This is a genomic window from Ruegeria sp. K3, assembly GCF_056531845.1.
Map to the genome: position 1 here is coordinate 739332 of NZ_JBQFMM010000001.1, position 19100 is coordinate 758431.

At 57.5% G+C, this 19100-nt stretch carries 18 protein-coding genes; 9 read left to right on the forward strand and 9 right to left on the reverse strand.

Annotated features, from left to right (window positions below; all coding sequences use genetic code 11):
- Positions 1-30: 30 nt before the first annotated feature.
- Together ACR0MP_RS03650 and ACR0MP_RS03655 are read right to left on the reverse strand one after the other, a co-directional pair.
- The gene (locus ACR0MP_RS03650) at positions 31-678 is read right to left on the reverse strand and encodes a response regulator transcription factor (protein ID WP_170402998.1); all 648 of its coding nucleotides are present in this window, start codon (positions 676-678) and stop codon (positions 31-33) included.
- On the reverse strand, positions 678-2111 hold the full coding sequence (locus tag ACR0MP_RS03655) for a cache domain-containing protein (protein WP_170402995.1): 1434 nt from the start codon (positions 2109-2111) through the stop codon (positions 678-680). The genes ACR0MP_RS03650 and ACR0MP_RS03655 overlap by 1 nt, the downstream gene beginning before the upstream one ends.
- A 246-nt stretch (positions 2112-2357) precedes the next feature.
- Between ACR0MP_RS03655 and ACR0MP_RS03660 the strand changes: the two genes are divergently transcribed.
- From ACR0MP_RS03660 to ACR0MP_RS03670, 3 genes are all read left to right on the forward strand, one after another.
- Positions 2358-3440, forward strand: coding sequence for a TRAP transporter substrate-binding protein (locus tag ACR0MP_RS03660; RefSeq protein WP_170396967.1), 1083 nt, complete (start codon positions 2358-2360; stop codon positions 3438-3440).
- A 117-nt stretch (positions 3441-3557) separates the two neighbouring features.
- Positions 3558-4484, forward strand: coding sequence for a TRAP transporter small permease subunit (locus tag ACR0MP_RS03665; RefSeq protein WP_170396594.1), 927 nt, complete (start codon positions 3558-3560; stop codon positions 4482-4484).
- 17 nt (positions 4485-4501) lie between these two features.
- Entirely contained in the window at positions 4502-6856 is a 2355-nt protein-coding gene (locus tag ACR0MP_RS03670; protein WP_170422169.1) for a TRAP transporter large permease, read from the forward strand.
- A gap of 53 nt (positions 6857-6909) precedes the next feature.
- Here the strand turns inward: ACR0MP_RS03670 and ACR0MP_RS03675 are convergent, their stop codons facing one another.
- The 5 genes from ACR0MP_RS03675 to ACR0MP_RS03695 all read right to left on the reverse strand — a co-directional run bounded on the left by ACR0MP_RS03675 (position 6910) and on the right by ACR0MP_RS03695 (position 10745).
- On the reverse strand, positions 6910-8268 hold the full coding sequence (locus ACR0MP_RS03675; protein ID WP_480885863.1) for a dicarboxylate/amino acid:cation symporter: 1359 nt from the start codon (positions 8266-8268) through the stop codon (positions 6910-6912).
- A 244-nt stretch (positions 8269-8512) separates the two neighbouring features.
- Positions 8513-8920, reverse strand: a complete 408-nt coding sequence (locus ACR0MP_RS03680) for a VOC family protein (RefSeq protein ID WP_170635199.1) — start codon at positions 8918-8920, stop codon at positions 8513-8515.
- 6 nt (positions 8921-8926) lie between these two features.
- Positions 8927-9751 (reverse strand): arginyltransferase, encoded by an 825-nt coding sequence (locus ACR0MP_RS03685; protein WP_170635198.1) that lies wholly within the window; start codon positions 9749-9751, stop codon positions 8927-8929.
- A gap of 74 nt (positions 9752-9825) precedes the next feature.
- On the reverse strand, positions 9826-10257 hold the full coding sequence (locus ACR0MP_RS03690) for an RDD family protein (protein WP_170402989.1): 432 nt from the start codon (positions 10255-10257) through the stop codon (positions 9826-9828).
- A 65-nt stretch (positions 10258-10322) separates the two neighbouring features.
- Positions 10323-10745: a DUF2852 domain-containing protein gene (locus ACR0MP_RS03695; protein WP_170396606.1), complete on the reverse strand. Its 423-nt coding sequence runs from the start codon at positions 10743-10745 to the stop codon at positions 10323-10325.
- A gap of 347 nt (positions 10746-11092) precedes the next feature.
- On the opposite strand from ACR0MP_RS03695, the gene ACR0MP_RS03700 reads away from it, so the two are divergent.
- The 6 genes from ACR0MP_RS03700 (at position 11093) to ACR0MP_RS03725 (ending at position 17349) form a co-directional block, all read left to right on the forward strand.
- Positions 11093-12016: a hypothetical protein gene (locus ACR0MP_RS03700; RefSeq protein WP_170402983.1), complete on the forward strand. Its 924-nt coding sequence runs from the start codon at positions 11093-11095 to the stop codon at positions 12014-12016.
- 112 nt (positions 12017-12128) lie between these two features.
- Entirely contained in the window at positions 12129-12518 is a 390-nt protein-coding gene (locus ACR0MP_RS03705; RefSeq protein WP_170396632.1) for a nuclear transport factor 2 family protein, read from the forward strand.
- Entirely contained in the window at positions 12515-15307 is a 2793-nt protein-coding gene (locus ACR0MP_RS03710) for a [protein-PII] uridylyltransferase family protein (protein WP_480885866.1), read from the forward strand. Before ACR0MP_RS03705 ends, ACR0MP_RS03710 begins: the two co-directional genes overlap by 4 nt.
- Entirely contained in the window at positions 15294-15566 is a 273-nt protein-coding gene (locus ACR0MP_RS03715) for a hypothetical protein (protein WP_480885868.1), read from the forward strand. Before ACR0MP_RS03710 ends, ACR0MP_RS03715 begins: the two co-directional genes overlap by 14 nt.
- A gap of 41 nt (positions 15567-15607) precedes the next feature.
- Complete coding sequence (locus tag ACR0MP_RS03720) at positions 15608-16810, forward strand: RSP_2647 family RNA methyltransferase (RefSeq protein ID WP_480885870.1); 1203 nt, start codon at positions 15608-15610, stop codon at positions 16808-16810.
- Positions 16807-17349 carry an RSP_2648 family PIN domain-containing protein gene (locus ACR0MP_RS03725; protein ID WP_480885872.1) on the forward strand — a complete coding sequence of 181 codons (543 nt, stop codon included), beginning with the start codon at positions 16807-16809 and terminating at the stop codon, positions 17347-17349. The genes ACR0MP_RS03720 and ACR0MP_RS03725 overlap by 4 nt, the downstream gene beginning before the upstream one ends.
- A 68-nt stretch (positions 17350-17417) precedes the next feature.
- Here ACR0MP_RS03725 and ACR0MP_RS03730 read toward each other — a convergent pair whose 3' ends face one another.
- The gene (locus ACR0MP_RS03730; protein ID WP_170396642.1) at positions 17418-18107 is read right to left on the reverse strand and encodes a M48 family metallopeptidase; all 690 of its coding nucleotides are present in this window, start codon (positions 18105-18107) and stop codon (positions 17418-17420) included.
- Positions 18108-18191: 84 nt separating this feature from the next.
- A partial coding sequence (locus ACR0MP_RS03735) for a hypothetical protein (RefSeq protein ID WP_480893681.1) occupies positions 18192-19100 on the reverse strand: 909 nt, incomplete at its 5' end.

Here is a 19100-nt window from a genome sequence, read left to right on the forward strand (position 1 = left end):
TTGGGCCGGGCAGCGCGTTTCGCGCTGCGGTCATAGCCCGGGGCTGGTGCCCTGCAGGACGCCATGCTCCAGGGCATAGCGGGTCAAGCCGGCGGTGGAGGAGATGCCAAGTTTGCGCTTGATGTTCTTGCGATGCGTCTCAACCGTGCGCACCGAAATGTCCAGCGCCAGTGCCACCTCTTTGTTGGATTTACCCTGCGCCAATTCCAGCAGGATTGTCTGTTCCCGGCCGGTCAGCGCCTCGCGCGTGTTGCCGTCCTTGGGCTCCAGCGAGCCGCTGGCCCCGGTGCAAAGATACCGCTCGCCCCGCATCACGGCATCGATGGCTTGCTTGATCTCTTCGGTGGGAACGTCCTTGAGAATATAGCCTTTGGCGCCGTGGCTGAGCGCGGTTGAGATGTATTCGGGACTGTCATGCATCGACAGGATCAGAACGCGGGTTTTGGGCAGGCGCTCTAAAATGATCTCGGTGGCGTTCAACCCGCTCAGGCCGGGCATATTGAGATCCATCAGGATCACGTCCGGCTGCAGGTGGGTTGCTCGATCGACAGCTTCTTGTCCGTTGGAAAGTGTGCCGACAACTTCGATCTCATCATAGCTTTCCAGCAGAGACTGAATGCCTTCGGCGACCATGGGGTGATCGTCGACAATAAGGACCCGGATGATTGAGCCGGACATCAGATACCGGCCTTTCGTTTTGGCGTTGGGTCTTCCTGTGGTGGCAGCATATGACTGAGCGGCAAGCTGACCTCAATCACGGTGCCGCTGCGCCCGCCGCGCGATGAGAGGATGCGTAGAGTGCCGTCAAGCTGTTCGATCCGTTCCTGCATGTTTCGTAGCCCGATTCCGGTGCTGACATGGCCTGGTTCGTTCCGCAACCCGCGACCATTGTCCGTAATCCGCATCGTGGCGCCTTTCTTATGACCTCGCAGGTCAATGGTAACACGAGTTGCTCCCGAGTGGCGCTCGATATTGGTCAGGGCTTCCTGCGCAATACGGTAGAGGGCAATCTTGCTGTCTTGATCCAATCGGTTTCGGAACACCACGGTTGAGAAATCGGTTTCAATACCCGTGCGTTCACTGAAATCGTCGGTCAAAGCCTTGAGCGCTGGCCCAAGCCCCAGATCATCCAGAACACCCGGACGCAGGTCGCGGCTGATGCGGCGAACCTCGGTGATGGCGGTTGCCAGATTGTCGATACCTGTTTGCAATGGTTCCTGCGCCGACTCGTCATTCCCGCGGATCAGACGTCGTCGGGCGTTGTCCAGAGCATAGCGTACGCCAACCAGAATCTGGCTGATGCCGTCATGCAATTCGCGGGCGACGCGCCCGCGCTCTTCTTCCTGAGCGTCCAGTACCCGCTGTGTCAGTTCTTTAAGCTTGGCATCAGCCAGCCGCCGTTCGCGGAAGTTCAGCAACATGCCCGAGGCAAAGACGATCAGAACAGCGGCCAGAACAATGCCTCCGATATAAAGGAATGTGCGCTGCACGCGCGCCTCAACCTCAGCCCGGGCATTGGCGACGGTGGCGACGATGTCATCGATGAACACACCCGTGCCCACCACCCAGCGCCAGTCCTGCAGGCCAACAACATAGGCGATCATCTGAGCCTCTTCACCGGTCGATGGTTTTTGCCACATAAAGCTGTGCCAGCCCGCGCCCTGTCGGGCGAGCGTGATGAACTCATCCACAATCGGGGTGCCATCGCTGTCGGTCAGATCGGCCCAGTTGCGATTGATGAATTCAGTCTGGCGCGGGCTGACGAGGTTGTTGCCGTCATAGTCATAGACAAAGAAGAACCCGTCCTTGCCGTAAATCATCGCCGACAGAATCTGGGTCACGAGGTTTTTTGCGATTTCGTCATCCGGGGAGGCGCGACCGTAAATATAGGCAAACCCGTTCCGCGCCTGGGTCACGTAATTACGCAGCTCTTCTTTTTTGGCTTCGATCAGGCGGCGCTCGAGGGCCTGTATCTCACTCTCGGCGGTCGCGCGCGATTCATAAGCGACCACCATTGCAATGGCCGCAACCGCTGCGATCAGCGGGATTGCGGCAACCAGCGACAGTTTTTGCGCATAGGTTAGCGAGATTAGGTTCCGGATTCCTCCCATGTTCGAATCGATACGCAAGCTGCCGGCAAATTGCAAAAAATTTGGAAGAACACAGTGCTCGGCCACAGTGATTTGGGCGCGAGCGGGTAAAATCAACCGGATTTGTGCTTTTGAATGTGGAAAAACCCGACTGGCTACGTAGTAGTAGGTATTCACATTCATGTGTGTGGAACTAGGCTAACGCGCACTAGAAACGATCGACCCGGCATCACCCGGGGAATGAATATGAAGGGGAGGATCACTCATATGGATCGTCGTAAGTTTCTGAAAACATCAGCACTGGGCGGCTCGGCCGCTGCAGCCACCACGCTGGCAGCGCCCGCCTATGCGCAAGGCAAGCGCACGCTGACTATGGTCACCTCGTGGGGCCGTGGCCTCGCAGGTGTGTTCGACAGCGCGCAGCGTTGCGCCGACAGCATTACCACAATGTCGGATGGCGACCTGAACGTTGAAATCAAAGCCGCCGGTGAACTGGTTGGTGCGTTTGAGGTGTTTGACGCGGTATCGTCCGGTCAGGCCGATATGTACCACGCGGCAGACTACTACTTTGTGGGTCAGCACCCGGGCTATGCGTTCTTCACCGCTGTTCCGTTCGGCATGACCGCGCAGGAACTGGTGAACTGGTACTACCATGCCGGCGGCATGGAGCTGCATGATGAACTGGGCGAAATCTTCGGCCTGAAATCCTTCCTGGCCGGTAACACTGGCGCGCAGGCAGGTGGCTGGTACTCGAAAGAGATCAACAGCCCCGAAGACTTTAACGGCCTGAAATTCCGTATGCCGGGTCTGGGCGGCAAGGCGCTGGGCAAACTGGGCGCATCCGTTCAGAACATTCCGGGTTCGGAAGTGTATCAGGCGCTGTCGTCCGGTGCTATTGACGGAACCGAGTGGATCGGTCCCTGGGCTGATGAAAAAGCGGGTTTCCAGGAAATCACCAAAACCTACTACACTGCGGGCTTCCATGAGCCGGGTGCGGGTCTGTCGCTGGCCACCAACCGCGAGGTTTATGACAGCCTGTCCGCCGCGCAGCAGAAGATCATCGAGATCGCAGCTGCCGAGTGCCACCAGTGGAACCTGGCACAATTCCTGGCCAACAACGGCGCAGCGCTGCAGCGTCTGCAGGCCGGTGGTGTCAAGGTCATGGAATTCCCGGACAGCGTTTGGGACGCGTTTGGCGCAGCCAGCCAAGAAGTTCTGGATGAAAACATGGGTGATGAGCTGTTCAAGCGCATTCACGACAGCGCCATGGAGTCGATGGCAGCATCGTCGGCATGGAACAACCTGTCGTCGGGTGTCTACACCTCGCAGCGTGACCGCGTACGCGGCTAAGCAATCCGCTCAATGCAATCGGTTCCCCCGTCAGCGGGGGAGCCTTTCCTGTTGCACATAAGCGGCCCGGACATGCCGTCATAACCAAACGTGCAACCGATGCGACCTGGGGACAACATGCAGGACGAAAACGGTATCTCGTTCTTCGGCGCCCTGTGGAATGGACTGGTCTGGTTCATTCAGAACATTGCCGAAGCCTTCTATAATTTCGGATACGCCATCACGCATCCGCAGCTCTGGCTGGACTGGTCGAACAAAGAAGCAATCATGCGCTTTGTTTATTATGGCGGGTCTGTCGAGTTCTTCTTCGTGATCTTCGCGCTGTTTCTGGTGCTGACGGCCATTGGTCTTTACTATCGGAACTTCATGTGGGGAATGGTGCGCGGGCTCGAGGGCTTCGCCAATACCACTGGCCGCTTCTTTGCGTGGGCGGGATTGCTGATGGTAATTCAGCAGATCGTTATCGTATTCATGCAGCGGGTGTTCACACGGCCGGATATGTCCTTTGGGCTGGGTATCCCTTTTCAAATGGATATCAGTTGGTTCGCCGAAGAACTTAAACTCTACAACGCGATGGTTGTGTGCCTTTGCTGCACCTACACATTCGTGCAGGGCGGCCATGTGCGCGTTGACCTGATTTATGCGGGCATCAGTCACAAGGCCAAACGCGTCGTTGATATGTGCGGGGCGGTTCTGTTCATGATGCCCATGGCCGTTCTGACCTGGATGTATGGATGGTACTTCATGTGGCGGCACCTGATCGTGCCGAAACCCTCGGCCAGTGACACGCTGGATAGGCTTGTGGCCAAGTCCCGAGCGCTGCGTTGGAACGTGGAAACCATCGGGTTTAGTCCCAACGGGTTCAACGCCTACTTCCTGTTCAAAATCCTGCTGGTGGCCTTTGCCGCCATGGTGTTCCTGCACGCGATTGCGTTCCTGTATCGCTCGTATCTGGAATACGTGGAAGGGCCGGAAAGTGAAGGAAAATACCTCGACAAGGACAGCCTTGGCGAGGGTGAAGAAGCCTACGAAGGCGCGCATTAGGGACGGAGAACCAGACAATGCTATTCGGACTTGATGGCGTCGAGATAGGCCTCATTATTGTATTTTTCTGCCTCTTCGGAGGCATTCTTTCGGGTTTCCCCGTGGCCTTTGCCATCGGTGGGGCCGGGGTGATTTCGTTCGGGATTATCGCTGCATTGGATAGTGCCGGACTGTTGATCCACCAGGCGATCGACACCGGCTCGCAAGCCTACCGCGACGTGGTGAATTCTGGCGTCAAACCTGACGTGATATCCGTGTTCCGATACCCGGATTTGCCAAGGATCGCCGAGCCGGTCTTTGTACAAGGCTGGGAAACCGCGCTGGACCGGAATGTTTCCTTCATCGTGAACCGCATGAACGAACGTGTTCTGGCCGGGCAGTCGATCGAGACGCTGCTGGCGGTGCTGATGTTCGTTCTGATGGGCATCACGCTGGAGCGTTCAAAAATTGCAAACGACCTGCTGACCACGATGGCGCGCGTCTTTGGCCCGCTGCCCGGTGGCCTTGCGGTCTCGATTGTGGTCGTGGGCGCGTTCCTTGCTGCCTCGACCGGAATCGTCGGCGCGACCGTTGTTACCATGGGACTGTTGGCCCTGCCGACCATGCTGCGTAACAACTATTCGCCGGAATTGGCGACAGGTGTGATCGCGGCCTCGGGTACGTTGGGGCAGATCATTCCACCCTCCATCGTGATCGTTCTGCTAGGTACACTGGCTGGTGACCTCTATTCGACCGCGCAGGAAACACGCGCGGTTGAGGCCGGGTGCACCGACGCGCTGACCTATCTGGGCGAACCTGCAGTTGTTTCGGTGGGTACACTGTTCCAGGCGGCGCTGCTGCCTGGGATCATGTTGGCGCTGCTCTACGCGCTTTATGCCTTTGGATATGCGCTGTTGAACCCGGAAAAGGCCCCGGCTGTTGAATTGTCGGGAGGCTCGGGTGAAACCATCACGCGCTCGGAAGGGCTGACCTGGCTGCTGGGTGCTCCGGTTGCTCTGATTGTTGGCGCGGTGCTTTTGGGAAGCGCGGGAGTGATTGGCAGCCAGAATATCTCAGTCTCGGCATTTACGGATATCGGGCAGGGCGCCTCGCTGCGCACGAACGTGTCCGAAGAGTGTAAGGCTTCGATGATCGAACTGCATGGGCAATCAGCCTGGGACCAGGCCGTGGCCGAGCAGGAAGCGATTGACGAAGCAGGTGGTTCGTCCGAAGCCCAGCGTCTGAGCGAAGAGGAACTGGCTGCTGCGCAAGAGGCCAAGATCGCCGCTGCAGCGCCAATTGGCAACGGTGTCGCCGTGATTGTGGTACTGCTGGGTCTGACACTGGTACTGGGTCGCGGAATCGCACCGTCGCAAGCGCCGCAGCCTCTGATCGTCGGAGCGATTGGCCTGGTGCTGATGCTGTTGGTCGACGTGTTGCTGATCGCGCCAACGACTTCGTCCGGGGCTACGTTCCTGATACTCGCCATACCTTTTGCGCTCGCAATGCATGGGTGCAAAGAAGCTGCCGCCCGTTGCGCGACCAATGATCTGATCCGTGTGGTCTTCCCACCGCTGGTGCTGATCATCGCGGTGTTGGGTTCGATCCTTGGCGGTGTCACCAACCCTACGCCGGCTGCGGCACTGGGGGCGGGTGGAGCGATCATGCTAGCGGCCTATCGGAAACTTCAGGATCAGAACCGGTCGGGCAAAGTGATCATCTGGTCAACCTTCGCAGTGATCATCGCACTGGTGATGGGAGTGAACTTTGATCTGCGCATCAATCAGGGCAATGTTTCGGTTGAAAGCTGGATCGCGTTCATCATCGCCTATTCGGCCTACCTCTATGCGCTGTTCGGCTTGATCTACGGCTGCTGGGTGCTGTTCTCAAGTGGGGTTCTGACACCGGTGGTGCGTGAGACAGCGAAGGTGACGTCGATGGTCTTCACCATCCTGATCGGATCGCAACTGCTGAACCTGGTGGTGATTTCCTTTGGTGGAGAGCACTATATCCAGCAGTTCCTGCGCAGCTTTGATAATGAATTCACGGTCTTCCTGATCGTGATGCTGGTGCTGTTCATTCTTGGCTTTGTGCTGGATTTCCTTGAGATCATCTACATCGTGATCCCGATCGTGGGCCCCGTGATCTATGGCGGATCGTTTGATCCGAAATGGGTGACCATCATGGTGGCGGTGAACCTGCAGACCTCGTTCCTGACGCCTCCGTTCGGATTTGCGCTGTTCTATCTCAGGGGTGTTGCGCCGAAAGAGGTCACCACTGGCCACATCTATCGCGGCATCATACCGTTCGTGATCATTCAGGTTGTGGGCATCGCAATCCTGTGGTTCTTCCCGTCGATTGTAACCATCGTTCCTGACCTGATCCCGAACTGATCTGTCGCTTAGACTGACGAATACGGAGGCCCATTAGGGCCTCCGTTTGTTTTTCAGGAATTCGGCTGTGGGTGTGTCAGCCTTTCGAACTCCGCTTCAGTGGCATGATCGATTGCAAGGTCTGTGGTCTCGACAAGTCCGGCATTGGGATTGTCGAACGTGGCCTTGTCCAGCTTGCCGACCTTTTGCCCGACAATGGTGGTCACCACCGCATCGCCAGTGACATTCACAACCGTCCGCATCATATCGAGGATCCGGTCGACGGCCAGAATGATGCCGATGCCTTCCAGCGGCATACCCAACTGGTTCAGAACCATCGCCAGCATCACTATCCCCACACCGGGCACACCTGCCGTGCCGATTGAGGCCAGAACCGAGATTGAAATCACGGTCAGATAACCGCTTAGCCCCAGATCAATGCCATAGGCATTAGCCAGAAAAACGGTCGCCACTCCATGCATGATTGCGGTGCCATCCATGTTGATCGTCGCCCCTAGGGGAATACCGAACGACGCCACGGAACGGTCAACGCCGACTCTCTGAGTCACGCATTGTAAGCTGGCCGGAATTGTCGCGTTCGAGCTTGAGGTCGAGAACGCAAACACCTGCGCCGAGCGCATCTTGCGCAGGAATGCCCGAGGGCTCAGCCCGGTCGTAAAATACAGCAGCGCCATCAACGTGACACACAGATGGAATACCAGCGTCAGGCTGATCGTGGTCAGATAGCCGATCACCGGTCCGAATAGGCCAAAGCCCTCCATCGCAAAGGTTTTGGCAATCAGGCTGAAGACGCCGATGGGGGCGAAGGCCATGACGATATTGACGATCTTCATCGCCAGTTCATTCATGAACTCGCAGCCTTCCACAAAGGCCTTGGCGCGGCTGCCCATCATTAGCACTGCAATACCAACGACCATCACGTAGAAGATGATCTGCAGCATCTCACCATTGGCCAGAGCGTTGATCGGGTTCTTTGGGATGATGTTCGCCAGTATTTCCCAAGTGGTCTGCGGGTTGGCGACGCTTACGCTATCACCGGCCAGATACAGGCTCGTGAATCCGGTGCCCGGCCCAATGAGGCCCGCAAAGATCAAGGCAGTTGTCACGGCCAAGGCCGTGGTGGCCAGATAGGTGACGAAGGTCAGCCCTCCGACACGGCCCAGCAATTTGACATCGCCAATGCCGACAACGCCGCACAGCAGTGAGAATGCAACCAGCGGCACAACAAGCATCTGAAGTGCATTAAGGAACATTTGCCCAAACATGGACAGCACACCCTGCACAAGTGTTGCGTTGAGCGCAGCGACATCGAGATAGTTCAAGACCAAACCAAAGATCGAGCCCAAGGCGAGCGCGGCCAGGATCTGGGTTGTCAGCGTGGCCGAAACCAGTCGGCGTGCGGCATATGTCATTTTCCCCCTCCTTCAGAACCTCTGCGACAGGGTGGGAGGCCTGCCGTAGCGACAATAAATCCAGCCCGGTCAGCGTCTGATTGAGCTGCGGGTTTCAGGTTTGGGCTGGACGTTTAGAAGTGCGGCTAATTTGGTGACCTTGCGTCAACTTTCAATCGCACGGGCTGGGGAAGGTCGATTAAGATTGCTTAACAATTGGGCGCAGCATGGCGGAAGGTAGTTTAACGTGATGAAAAAAATGTATTTATTTTGTCGATGCAGGTGCTGAAAACTCGATCAAATCCCAACGATTTCCGAAAGGATCCCGCCAGACGGCGACAATTCCATAGGGTTCATGGCGCGGGCGCTCTTCAAATCCTACGCCTGCTTCCAGCATCGCCGCGTGATCGCGGTAGAAATCATCTGTTTCGAGGAAAAAGCCAACGCGCCCACCGGTTTGATTGCCGACCGATGCGAACTGTTCCGCGCCCACAGCCTGGGCCAGCAACAACGAAGCACCATCCGAGCCCGGAGGCGTGATCCGCACCCAGCGTTTACCATCGCCCAGATCAATATCCTGCGTCAGAGTAAAGCACAGCACTTTGGTGTAGAACGCGATCGCTGCGTCATAATCCGGGACGACCAGCGTCACCGCATGAAGGCTCTGACGCATGATAGATTAACCTTTGGTGGGGTGGCGGTCAGGCAGTTGGATGTTGGCCACCTGCTCGGCAATCGGGGCCGACGATAGGGGGTGGTGGGCCGTATGGTCACACTGCTCGGGATTTTTAATTCGCTGCCATTCACCCTGCATATAGACCTGCAAGCCCGCGAATTTGGCCTTGTACCCCATCTTGGGGCTGCCGGGCACCCAATAGCCCAGATAAATATAAGGCAACCCAGCCTCGCGCGCGAGCTCGATATGGTCGAGAATCATGTAAGTGCCCAGCGAGCTTTGCTGGAACTCTGGATCGTAGAACGAGTAAACCATGCTCAGCCCGTCATCCAGTACATCGGTCAAACTGACGGCGATCAGCTCGCCGGTTTCGGGATCGGCATATTCTACGACTCGGCTGCGGATCGGGGTTTCCTCGATCATCGCGGCGAATTCGAAGACATCCATATCGGCCATGCCGCCATCCGCATGGCGCGCGTCCAGATACCGACGGAACAGGTCGAACTGTTCATCCGTTGCCCAGGGCGATGTTGCACGTCGGATCAAGTAGGAATTGCGCTTGTGGGCCCGTCTTTGGCTTTTGCTTGGCTGAAAGGCTGACACATCGATACGGGCAGACAGACAGGCGGCGCAGTCGGTGCAGGACGGGCGATACAGAACATTCTGCGAGCGGCGAAATCCTTGTTGTGAAAGGCAATTGTTCAATTGATCCGCACCTTCCCCCTGTAGGGCGGTGAACAGTTTGCGCTCCATCCTGCCCTCAAGGTAAGGGCAGGGCTGGGGTGCCGTCACATAGAATTGTGGCGCAATTGGCAGCGTGTGTCGCATGAAGGTCCCGCATTTCCTCGGAACCGATGATAGCAACGGTTTTTGGCGCAGCCAAGTGTTTCACTCAGGTGTTTTTAGGCGCGCTGGTTGATCATCACGGTGCCGAGGAAGGCATCGGTCAGGCCCTGACAGCGGGCGCTGGTCATCATCATGATGACCGAAATGATCTGTAGTACCGGGATCGCCATGCTGACGAAATACCCTGCCGTATGTGCAATGGCTTTCCCCGTATCCATTCGGGCGCCAAAGGCGTCACGCAACTCTATCCCCATGAAGCGCATCCCCAGTGTGGCCGAGCCGTTGGCGATGGTAACAACGCGATAGACAAAGCTGATGACTGCGTAGATCAGCGCCAATATGAAGAAGCCCATGCCAAAGGTCAGCAGAATCGCAACTGTACAGAGCAATGAGATAAAGGCGATGTCGAACAGCCAGGCAAAAAAGCGCTTGGTCGCTACGGATTGGTAGAATTCGGGTTGGCTGTCAGGGTCAGGCAGATGAGGCATAGATTGTAATCCGGGTATTGTGCAGAAACACCCTGTCCCGATGGGCGGGACAGGGCAAGCCACGATTAGGCAGGTTGTTCGCCGTTTTCGTCATCACGATTATCGCGGGCGCGTTCATCCATGAACTCGTCGAACTCGGCCTTGTCCTTGGCTTCACGCAGGCGGTGCAGGAACGCCTCAAAGTCTTTCTGTTCGCGCTCTAACCGGGCCAGAGTGTCGGCCTTGTAGGCGTCGAACGCGCTGTTGCCCGAAGGTTTCATGGCGCTCATGTGGCTGTTCCACGACGAACGGCGGCTGCAGGATTTGCTGAACATGCGTTTGCTCCAGATCATATAGGCAAGAAAGGCCAGGCCGATGGGCCAGAAGAAGATAAAGCCAAGGACCATTGCGGCGATCCAGGCGCCTTTGCCCTTGCTATCAAGCCAGGCTTCGCTTCGGTGCAGCCATCCCGGATTTTGGGGAACGGCGTGGTCGGACAATGCGGTCATGTGCTCTCTCCAGCTAGGATGTAAATGCTTTTCACATTACCAAGATGGGAGGGGGGATAGGTGGTTGCAAGGGGGTATGTGAAAAAGATTTACATTTTTCCGAATCCAGCGTCTGACCGGGTGGATCAATCAGCGGGGTAAGGCGGATTTGCGTCTCAGTATTTCAGGCCGAGCGACGCAGCCCATCGGTTAAACGTTTCATTAAGAACGCTTAATAATCAAACCCTTCCATAGGGTTTGCGCAATGGCTGCATACATAGTTTTCCGAGGAGCAATCAAGGGAGGTCGCGGAAATGAATGTTGTGAACACAACTCATTGGCCGTTCGGGCCAGAGGAGAGTTTCATCTTGTCGACCGAACCAGGCCTAGCTTCGCAAGGCGGCGTATCTAGATCGATTGATCAAGTCGATTTGCCTTTTTTGAACCTCGATCCCCATGATCTCGAAGGGAAAGAAGATCTGCCGGATTTCGAACCGCGCGGGTTTTGGGACGGGATGATCGACAGCACGGTCAGCGCGTATCAGGGCGCTGGGTCTCACGAGGTTGAGTTCAGTCTTTTGATGGTGAACCACGAGATCGCGACACGCGGAAGCGCCACGCTCATTTCGGAGCTGTACCATACACAGCAAGTCGCGCTTGAAACCATGAGCATGCATGGAACGGCCATACCTGTTTCTTACGAGGCCCGGTCCGCCTTTGGATTTGAGGGCGTTCACATTGGTCAAGCAGCACAGTTTCAGCATCTGTCTATAGCCAGCGAACAGGGGGAGATGTTCGATGTGCATGGGGTCGATGCAAATGGCGATCTGGTTCTGGCGTCATTCGGCTATTACGAGGTCGTCGAGATCGCAGGCAAGCTTCATCAAAACGGTATTTCTGATTTTGCGCTGAGTTTTGAGGTGTCGTTCGAGCTCGAAATGAATGAGACCGGTCTTTATGAAGTATTTGCTGCGGTCTCGTTCGATGGCCAAATTGACTTTAACCACGGAATGTCGCGCTTTTTTGAGTTTGAAGAGGATATGTATTTCCCAGCTCGCAATCTGGGGAGTGTGGAATTTGGCCCTCTGCCAGATGGCCTGTTCCAACAACTGGCGATGTTTCAGGCTCATATGGGTGACGCCTGGGACGAGTTGGTGAGTTTGAACGATCAGCTTGAGGCGGTGTTTTTGCAGCTTCGTGAAGACGAGCACTATGACGAGTGGGATTTGGCCGGGCAGGGGATTGAAAATCCGTTCACTTTCGATTTGCCGCCAGTGGATCAGTGGCTATAACGATTTGGACATTAGGCCCTTTCTGCTGTTCAATCGGACAGGGCTAAGCCAACTCTGTCCGATCATGTGCGCTGGCCGCATCTGATTTTCGGCCGTCACAAGTCATAGGCAAATGGAAGATATTGAAAACACCAGCCCACCGTCACTCGATCAGATCCTCTCGCTGGAAAAACAGGTATGGACTGCGCTGGTTGAAGGCAATGCACAGGCCGACCGGGCACTTCTGAGCCCCGATTTTCTGGGCGTGTATCCAACGGGTTTTGCCAACCGCGACGATCATGTTGGCCAGTTCGCCGATGCGCCTACGATGGCGCAATATGAACTCAGCGATACCAGGTTGCGCGTCTTGTCGGCGGATGTGGTTTTGCTCTCATACAGGGCAGATTATCTACGCCCCGAAGCACAGGAATGGGAGGCGATGCTGATCTCATCCCTATGGGAGCGGCGTCACGATGTCTGGATCAACAGTTTCAGCCAGGACACGCCACTGGAACGGTCATGAGCCAGCCTCTTGTTATCAACCGCTTGCCGCGCGCTTTTCATACCGATCTGGGTGACGAAACACGCGCGGCGCTGCCCGATTTGACTGCCGAGCAGGGGGAGTTGATCGCGGGAACTGCGGGCTCTAGCCCCTACCTGAAAGGGTTGATTGACCAAGAAAGGAACTGGTTGCCACACGCGTTGCAGCAACCGGAGCAGGCATTGTCGGAAGTGATGGACGCGGCGCGCGCGCTGCCGTCGGATCAGTTGAAACCCGGTTTGCGGCAAGCGAAGAGGCGCATGGCCTTGCTGACGGCGCTGGCCGATCTGGCGGGTGCGTGGCCGTTGGAAAAGGTAACTGCTGCGCTGACTGACTTTGGCGCTTTGGCCGTAGATGTGGCAGCGAAGGCCGAAATTGCTGCGCTGATCCGGCGCGGCAAGCTGCCGGGTATGACCGAGAATGATGTCGAAACCGCAGCTGGTATGGTCATTCTGGCGATGGGCAAAATGGGCGCATATGAGCTGAATTATAGCTCGGATATCGATCTGATCGTGCTGTTCGACGAAACCCGTTTCGATCCCGATGATTTCTATGAAGCCCGTCAGGGAATGGTGCGCGCCACGCGGAATTTCTGTGCCACGCTCAGCGAAAAGACGGCGGATGGGTATGTATTCCGCACCGATCTGCGACTGCGCCCGGACCCGGCAGTCACACCCGTGTGTCTGGCGATGGAAGCGGCTGAGCGCTACTATGAAAGCCTTGGGCGCACGTGGGAACGCGCGGCCTATATCAAGGCACGCCCCTGCGCCGGGGACATCGCGGCAGGTCAGAGATTCCTTGATGCATTGCGCCCGTTCGTCTGGCGGCGGCATCTGGATTTTGCCGCCATTCAAGACGCCCATGACATGCGCTTGCGCATTCGCGAGAACAAGGGAACTGGCGGGAGCCTCTCGATTCCCGGTCACGATATGAAGTTGGGGCAGGGCGGTATTCGAGAGATCGAGTTTTTTACTCAGACCCGTCAATTGATCGCGGGCGGACGTGATCCCGACCTTCGCGTCCGGGGTACCGTTCCCGGTCTGGCGGCGTTGGCGTCGAAGGGCTGGGTGCCCGAAGACGTCGCAGAGAAACTGACTGACCACTACCGCGCCCACCGCGAGGTCGAGCATCGCATCCAGATGGTGCACGACGCACAGACCCATAAGGTGCCAAATTCAGAGGACGGTTTCGAACGGGTCGCGTGCCTGATGGGGATCAGCAGCGCCGAATTGACCGCCGAACTGACCCGCCGCCTGACCGAAGTGCACGAACTGACCGAAGGGTTCTTCGCCCCTGGACCAGGCGCGGCACCCGTGCCGCTTCAGGAGGTTGAGTTTGACAAGGGTGTGCTGGCCCGCTGGCCGACTTATCCGGCGCTTCGATCGCAGCGTGGTGCACGGATATTCGAGCGGCTCAGGCCGGAACTTCTGGCGCGATTGGCAAAAACTGCGAAACCCGACGAAGCGCTATTGGCACTGGATGGTTTTCTGGCGGGATTACCCGCCGGAGTGCAGCTGTTTTCCCTGTTCGAGGCGAACCCGCATCTGATCGATCTGCTGGTCGATATCGTTGGAACGTCACATGCGCTCGCCACCCATCTGTCGCGCAACGCCTCGGTTTTTGATGCGGTGATTGGTGGCAGTTTCTTCAGCGATTGGCCCGGGCAGGCGACCTTGCAGTCGGACTTGACGCAGGCCTTGGCAGAGGAAAGCGACTATGAAACACAGCTCGATTTCGCTCGTCGCTGGTGCAAGGAGTGGCACTTTCGCATCGGTGTGCATCATCTGCGCGGACTGATCGATGGGGCGCAGGCCGGGCAGCAATATGCCGAACTGGCGCAGGCCGTGATTGCGGCGGTTCTGCCCTGCGTTGTCGACCAGTTCTCCAAAAAGCATGGACCGGCGCCCGGGCGCGGCGCCGCGGTTTTGGGCATGGGGTCACTTGGGGCAGGGCGCATCAACTCGCAATCCGATCTGGACATGATTGTCATCTACGATCCTCAGGATCAGGACATGTCCGATGGCCCTCGCCCGCTGGCAACGCGGACATACTACGCTCGTTTCACCCAGGCTCTGATCACGGCGCTCAGCGCGCCAATGTCGCAGGGACGGCTTTATGAGGTCGACATGCGTCTGCGCCCGTCGGGCAATCAGGGGCCGGTGGCTACAAGCTGGGCCAGCTTCACTAACTATCAGCAGAATGAGGCCTGGGTGTGGGAACACCTTGCTTTGACTCGCGCCCATGTGGTCGCAGGTGAAGCCGGTTTAGCCGAGGATATCGAAAACTTCCGCGCTGAATTCCTGTCGCAAACGCGCGACCACCAGAAGGTGCTGAAAGAAGTGGCCGCGATGCGCGAAAGACTGGCCGCAGCCAAAGCACCAGCGGGCGTTTGGGACGCAAAGAATGGGCCGGGCCGCATGATGGATATCGAGCTGATGGCAGAGACGGGCGCATTGCTGGCCGGATTGCCCCAGCGCGATGTACACTGGGGTCTGGACGGGGCGGTCGCTGTCGGGCTGCTGGATGTCGCGCAGGCGCAAACCCTGAAGGGTTGTTACGATTTATGCTGGTCGGTGCAATGTGCGGCGCGTCTGCTGTCGGGAAAGGTGATCGAGGCCGACAAGATCGGTGAAGGCGGTACGGCCTTTCTGTGTCGGGCGACCGGGTTCGATCAGGTCGAACAGCTGCAATCCGCGTTGCAAGACAATTACAGCACTGCGGCCTCGTTGATTGGCGCAGTTGTCGGAGGGGTTGAAGATGGCACGCAGTGATGATCCGAATGACCACAAAGGCCTGATCCGCGAGGCGTATCGCATTGAAGGCATCACCTTGCCCGAGTGTCGCAGCATCTTTCTGGATTGGGCGCTGAGCCTGCCCGGAGAGCTTGACCAAAATCAGGCCCTGACCAACCTGCACACAGTCTATTCGGAACAGGCTGCTGATCATCCGATGACGCAGGTCCTGACCGAGGGTTTGCAGGCGGCCCAAGCCCCCAAGCGTCGTGGCGGCTGGCGCAAGCGCAACCGTTAACGGGGCTTTCACCCACGCGCATTCACGATTATGAGGGCGCCATGACAACCACAGCTGATCGCCCCCGTATCCGTTTGAAACCCAAGGCCAATGCGCGTGGCCTGCGCCACGGGTTTCCCTGGGTCTATGCCAATGACATCGTCACCGACCGCCGGACCCGCAAAATCGGGCCGGGGTCCTTGGCTGTGCTGGAAGACGAGAAGCGCGCGCCAATCGCTCTGGTCGCGGTGAATCCGGTCTCGAAGATCATGTGCCGGGTACTTGATCGCGATATCGGCGCGCAGTTGGATGCGGACTGGTTTGAAACCCGTCTGCGCCGCGCGCTTGAGATGCGCGAGCGACTGTTCGATGCGCCGTACTACCGCCTGATCCATGCCGAGGCGGATGGGTTTCCCGGGGTGATCATCGACCGGTTCGGCGACGCCTGCGTGATCCAACCCAACGCAGCCTGGGCTGAGGCACATCTTGAATCACTGACCGACGCGCTGGTCAAGGTGACCGGGGTCGACACAGTGCTGAAGAACGCCTCGGGGCGCACGCGTGTGCTCGAGGGGTTGGACGACACCAATCTGACCTTGCGTGGAACTGTGCCTTATGAGCCTCTGCCAGTGCCAATGAATGGCGCAACCTACATGGCTGACCTGACTGGTGGGCAGAAAACCGGCCTGTTCTATGACCAACGCCCCAATCACGCGTTTGCCGCCAAGTTGGTTCACCCCGAGGCGCAGGTGCTGGATGTATTCAGCCACGTCGGAGGCTTTGGTCTGGCCATGTTGGCGGGCGGAGCAGCACAGGCATTGTCCGTTGACGGCTCGGCAGCGGCGCTCGAACTGGCGGCGAAGGGCGCTGAAGCCTCAGGATTTTCTGCCCGTTTCCAGACCCGACAAGGCGACGCCTTTGATATACTGACCAAACTCGGCGAAGAGGACGCGTTGTTCGACGTCGTCATCTGTGATCCCCCGGCTTTTGCACCTTCGAAACAGGCGTTGGATGCAGGTTTGCGCGCCTATGAGCGTACCGCACGTCTGGCGGCTCCGCTGGTCAAACCGGGCGGGTATCTTGGCCTCTGCTCCTGTTCTCATGCCGCTGATCTGGGCCGTTTCCGCGATGCCTCATCCCGTGGGATCGGACGGGCAGGACGACAGACCCAACTGATCCGAACTGGCTTTGCCGGGCCGGACCATCCACAACTGCCGCAGCTGGCAGAAAGCGGCTACCTCAAAGCCGTGTTTTACCGTCTGTGAAGGCGGTTCTTGATACCTGCGTCATCTATCCCACGGTGATGCGAGAGATGCTGTTGGGCGCAGCGAGGCTTGGTTATTTCACGCCCGTCTGGTCTGCACGTATCCTCGAAGAATGGGCCCGTGCCGCCCGCAAACTCGGCCCCGAGGGAGAGGCGCAGGCGCGCGCCGAAATCGCGCTGGTTCAGGCCCATTGGCCAAATGCCGAGCAACCCGCCAACCTCGGTGTTGAACAGCGCCTATGGTTGCCGGATGCCGCCGACATCCACGTTCTCGCAACGGCGGTCACAAGCTCGGCAGATGTCATTGTCACCGTCAATGCCAAGGACTTTCCCAAGAATATTTTGGCCGACGAAGGGCTTGAGCGGCGCGATCCGGACGGGCTGCTGCATGAACTCTGGCTGTCCGACCCCGAAGGCATGACGCAGGTTTCCAAAGCGGTCCTTGCTGAAGCCAACCGGCTATCCGGTGCTCAATGGACCTTGCGCAGCTTAATGAAAAAAGCCCGCCTGCCGCGCCTTGGCAAAGCCCTGAGTACTTAATTCGGGATCCCATTCATCTGGCCAAAAATATCTCGGGGAGCGCGAGGGGCTGGCCCCTCGCTCCTATCCTAAACTCCCACGCCCCACTTTTGTTCAAGTACTTCCAGAGCTGCGATCCGCTCATCCGTCTTTGGATGACTCATTAACCAAGCGGGCACAACGCCCGCGCGCTGCTGTGTCAGATCCTCAAGCTTGTGGAACAAAGACTTCTGTGGACCAATCCCGATCCCGGCTTTTGTCAAAAGCGCGGCCGCATATTCATCCGCCTCATATTCATCACTTCGCGACAGGCGGGAGGCCAGCAAATGAGTCAGCATATTTGCAATCCAGGCTCCAATGAACGGGATGAAGCGGTTCAATAGCATCATCAGCGCAGCACGCAGGGCGTTTTGACCCGAGAAATCAATCATCCGCCGCCGGGCGTGGCCAAGGGCGACATGGCCCAATTCATGCGCGATTACGCTTGCCATTTCTTCTGCTGATACTTCGCCGTTGCCAAATTTGCGATAAAAACCGCGCGTGATGAAAATACGCCCATCCGGCGCGGCCAGCCCGTTCACCGGATCGATCTCGTAGATGTAGACTGGGACCCGATCAATTTCCAAGGCTGCAGCCAGCCGGTCCGTCATGCGTTTTAGCGCAGGATCGGCCAGTTCGGTGGACTTCGCATCCAACTCACGATGCGTGCGCCAGACGGATATCCGGTACATCACAACGGCATAGGCTATGGCCAGCAGGATGGGTGTTAAGCGAAGCATGAGTTAGATATGGGCGACCCACCCCGAGGAGGCAAGCGGTAACTCGCCCTTCACGTCCGATCAGTTATGCGGCTCAATCCAGCCTTACCTGCCTGGCGAGGGCAGGTGCAGGTTCGAATGAAACTCGGCAAGGGACTGCTTGGTCAAGACCTCGCCCTTCGAAGCCTCAAAAAATGCGCGTTCAGCTTCCTTTTCTGCGACCAGAGCATCAACTCTCAGGTCCCTCACATCCGCGCGCAGAGCGTCGCGCGCCTCCTCGTAGGTTTCAGCATCGCGCAGCTCATCCTCAAGCGCACTCAGCTTGTCATCATAGTCCGGGTCCGCAGGATCAAGTGCGGCGATATCATCGGCGATGTCTTCGCTGCTGCGGCCATCGTAGTCTTCGTTCAGATCACGCAGTTCACGGCGCGCCTCATAGAGGTCACCGCGTAAGTCGTAATAGGTTTCCGCCGCCGCCTGGTAGGTCGCGATTTTGCCGACATTGCTGTTGGGTGAAGCATTGCGGAACGCCGGGGCCGCTGCCTTAGACGCATTCAGGTTACGCAGCTTGTCCGAGCCATAGGGATCGGTGATCGCTGCAACAAGCGGGTCGCGGTAATAGCGGTAGCGGTCCTTCTTGCGATTGGAATATGGCTTTTCGTAGCGCAGTCGATAGTCGGTTTCATCATAGATCTTCTTATCGTCCGAATAGCGGTAGCCGTCAGGATCGTAAGGCACCGGCTGGATCGTTGCCCAGTCCTTGTGCCGGTGGTTTGGCTGTGGCAGATCGAGATTGCCGTGGAACTCGCCCAGCGTCGCTTTGGTCAATGTACGCCCTTTCGAAGCGTCATAAAAGGCAGCCTCCGCATCTTGCAACGCGTCGCGGGTTTCGTATTTCAGATCCCTCAGATCAGCGCGCAGATCGTCGCGCGCCTCCTCGTAGGTTTCAGCATCGCGCAGCTCATCCTCAAGCGCACTCAGCTTGTCATCATAGTCCGGGTCCGCAGGATCAAG

Bases quoted from the DNA above. Each gene is read 5' to 3' on its own strand.
- ACR0MP_RS03650 (WP_170402998.1), bottom strand. From the start codon at position 678: ATGTCCGGCTCAATCATCCGGGTCCTTATTGTCGACGATCACCCCATG.
- ACR0MP_RS03655 (WP_170402995.1), bottom strand. From the start codon at position 2,111: ATGGGAGGAATCCGGAACCTAATCTCGCTAACCTATGCGCAAAAACTG.
- ACR0MP_RS03660 (WP_170396967.1), top strand. From the start codon at position 2,358: ATGGATCGTCGTAAGTTTCTGAAAACATCAGCACTGGGCGGCTCGGCC.
- ACR0MP_RS03665 (WP_170396594.1), top strand. From the start codon at position 3,558: ATGCAGGACGAAAACGGTATCTCGTTCTTCGGCGCCCTGTGGAATGGA.
- ACR0MP_RS03670 (WP_170422169.1), top strand. From the start codon at position 4,502: ATGCTATTCGGACTTGATGGCGTCGAGATAGGCCTCATTATTGTATTT.
- ACR0MP_RS03675 (WP_480885863.1), bottom strand. From the start codon at position 8,268: ATGACATATGCCGCACGCCGACTGGTTTCGGCCACGCTGACAACCCAG.
- ACR0MP_RS03680 (WP_170635199.1), bottom strand. From the start codon at position 8,920: ATGCGTCAGAGCCTTCATGCGGTGACGCTGGTCGTCCCGGATTATGAC.
- ACR0MP_RS03685 (WP_170635198.1), bottom strand. From the start codon at position 9,751: ATGCGACACACGCTGCCAATTGCGCCACAATTCTATGTGACGGCACCC.
- ACR0MP_RS03690 (WP_170402989.1), bottom strand. From the start codon at position 10,257: ATGCCTCATCTGCCTGACCCTGACAGCCAACCCGAATTCTACCAATCC.
- ACR0MP_RS03695 (WP_170396606.1), bottom strand. From the start codon at position 10,745: ATGACCGCATTGTCCGACCACGCCGTTCCCCAAAATCCGGGATGGCTG.
- ACR0MP_RS03705 (WP_170396632.1), top strand. From the start codon at position 12,129: ATGGAAGATATTGAAAACACCAGCCCACCGTCACTCGATCAGATCCTC.
- ACR0MP_RS03710 (WP_480885866.1), top strand. From the start codon at position 12,515: ATGAGCCAGCCTCTTGTTATCAACCGCTTGCCGCGCGCTTTTCATACC.
- ACR0MP_RS03715 (WP_480885868.1), top strand. From the start codon at position 15,294: ATGGCACGCAGTGATGATCCGAATGACCACAAAGGCCTGATCCGCGAG.
- ACR0MP_RS03720 (WP_480885870.1), top strand. From the start codon at position 15,608: ATGACAACCACAGCTGATCGCCCCCGTATCCGTTTGAAACCCAAGGCC.
- ACR0MP_RS03730 (WP_170396642.1), bottom strand. From the start codon at position 18,107: ATGCTTCGCTTAACACCCATCCTGCTGGCCATAGCCTATGCCGTTGTG.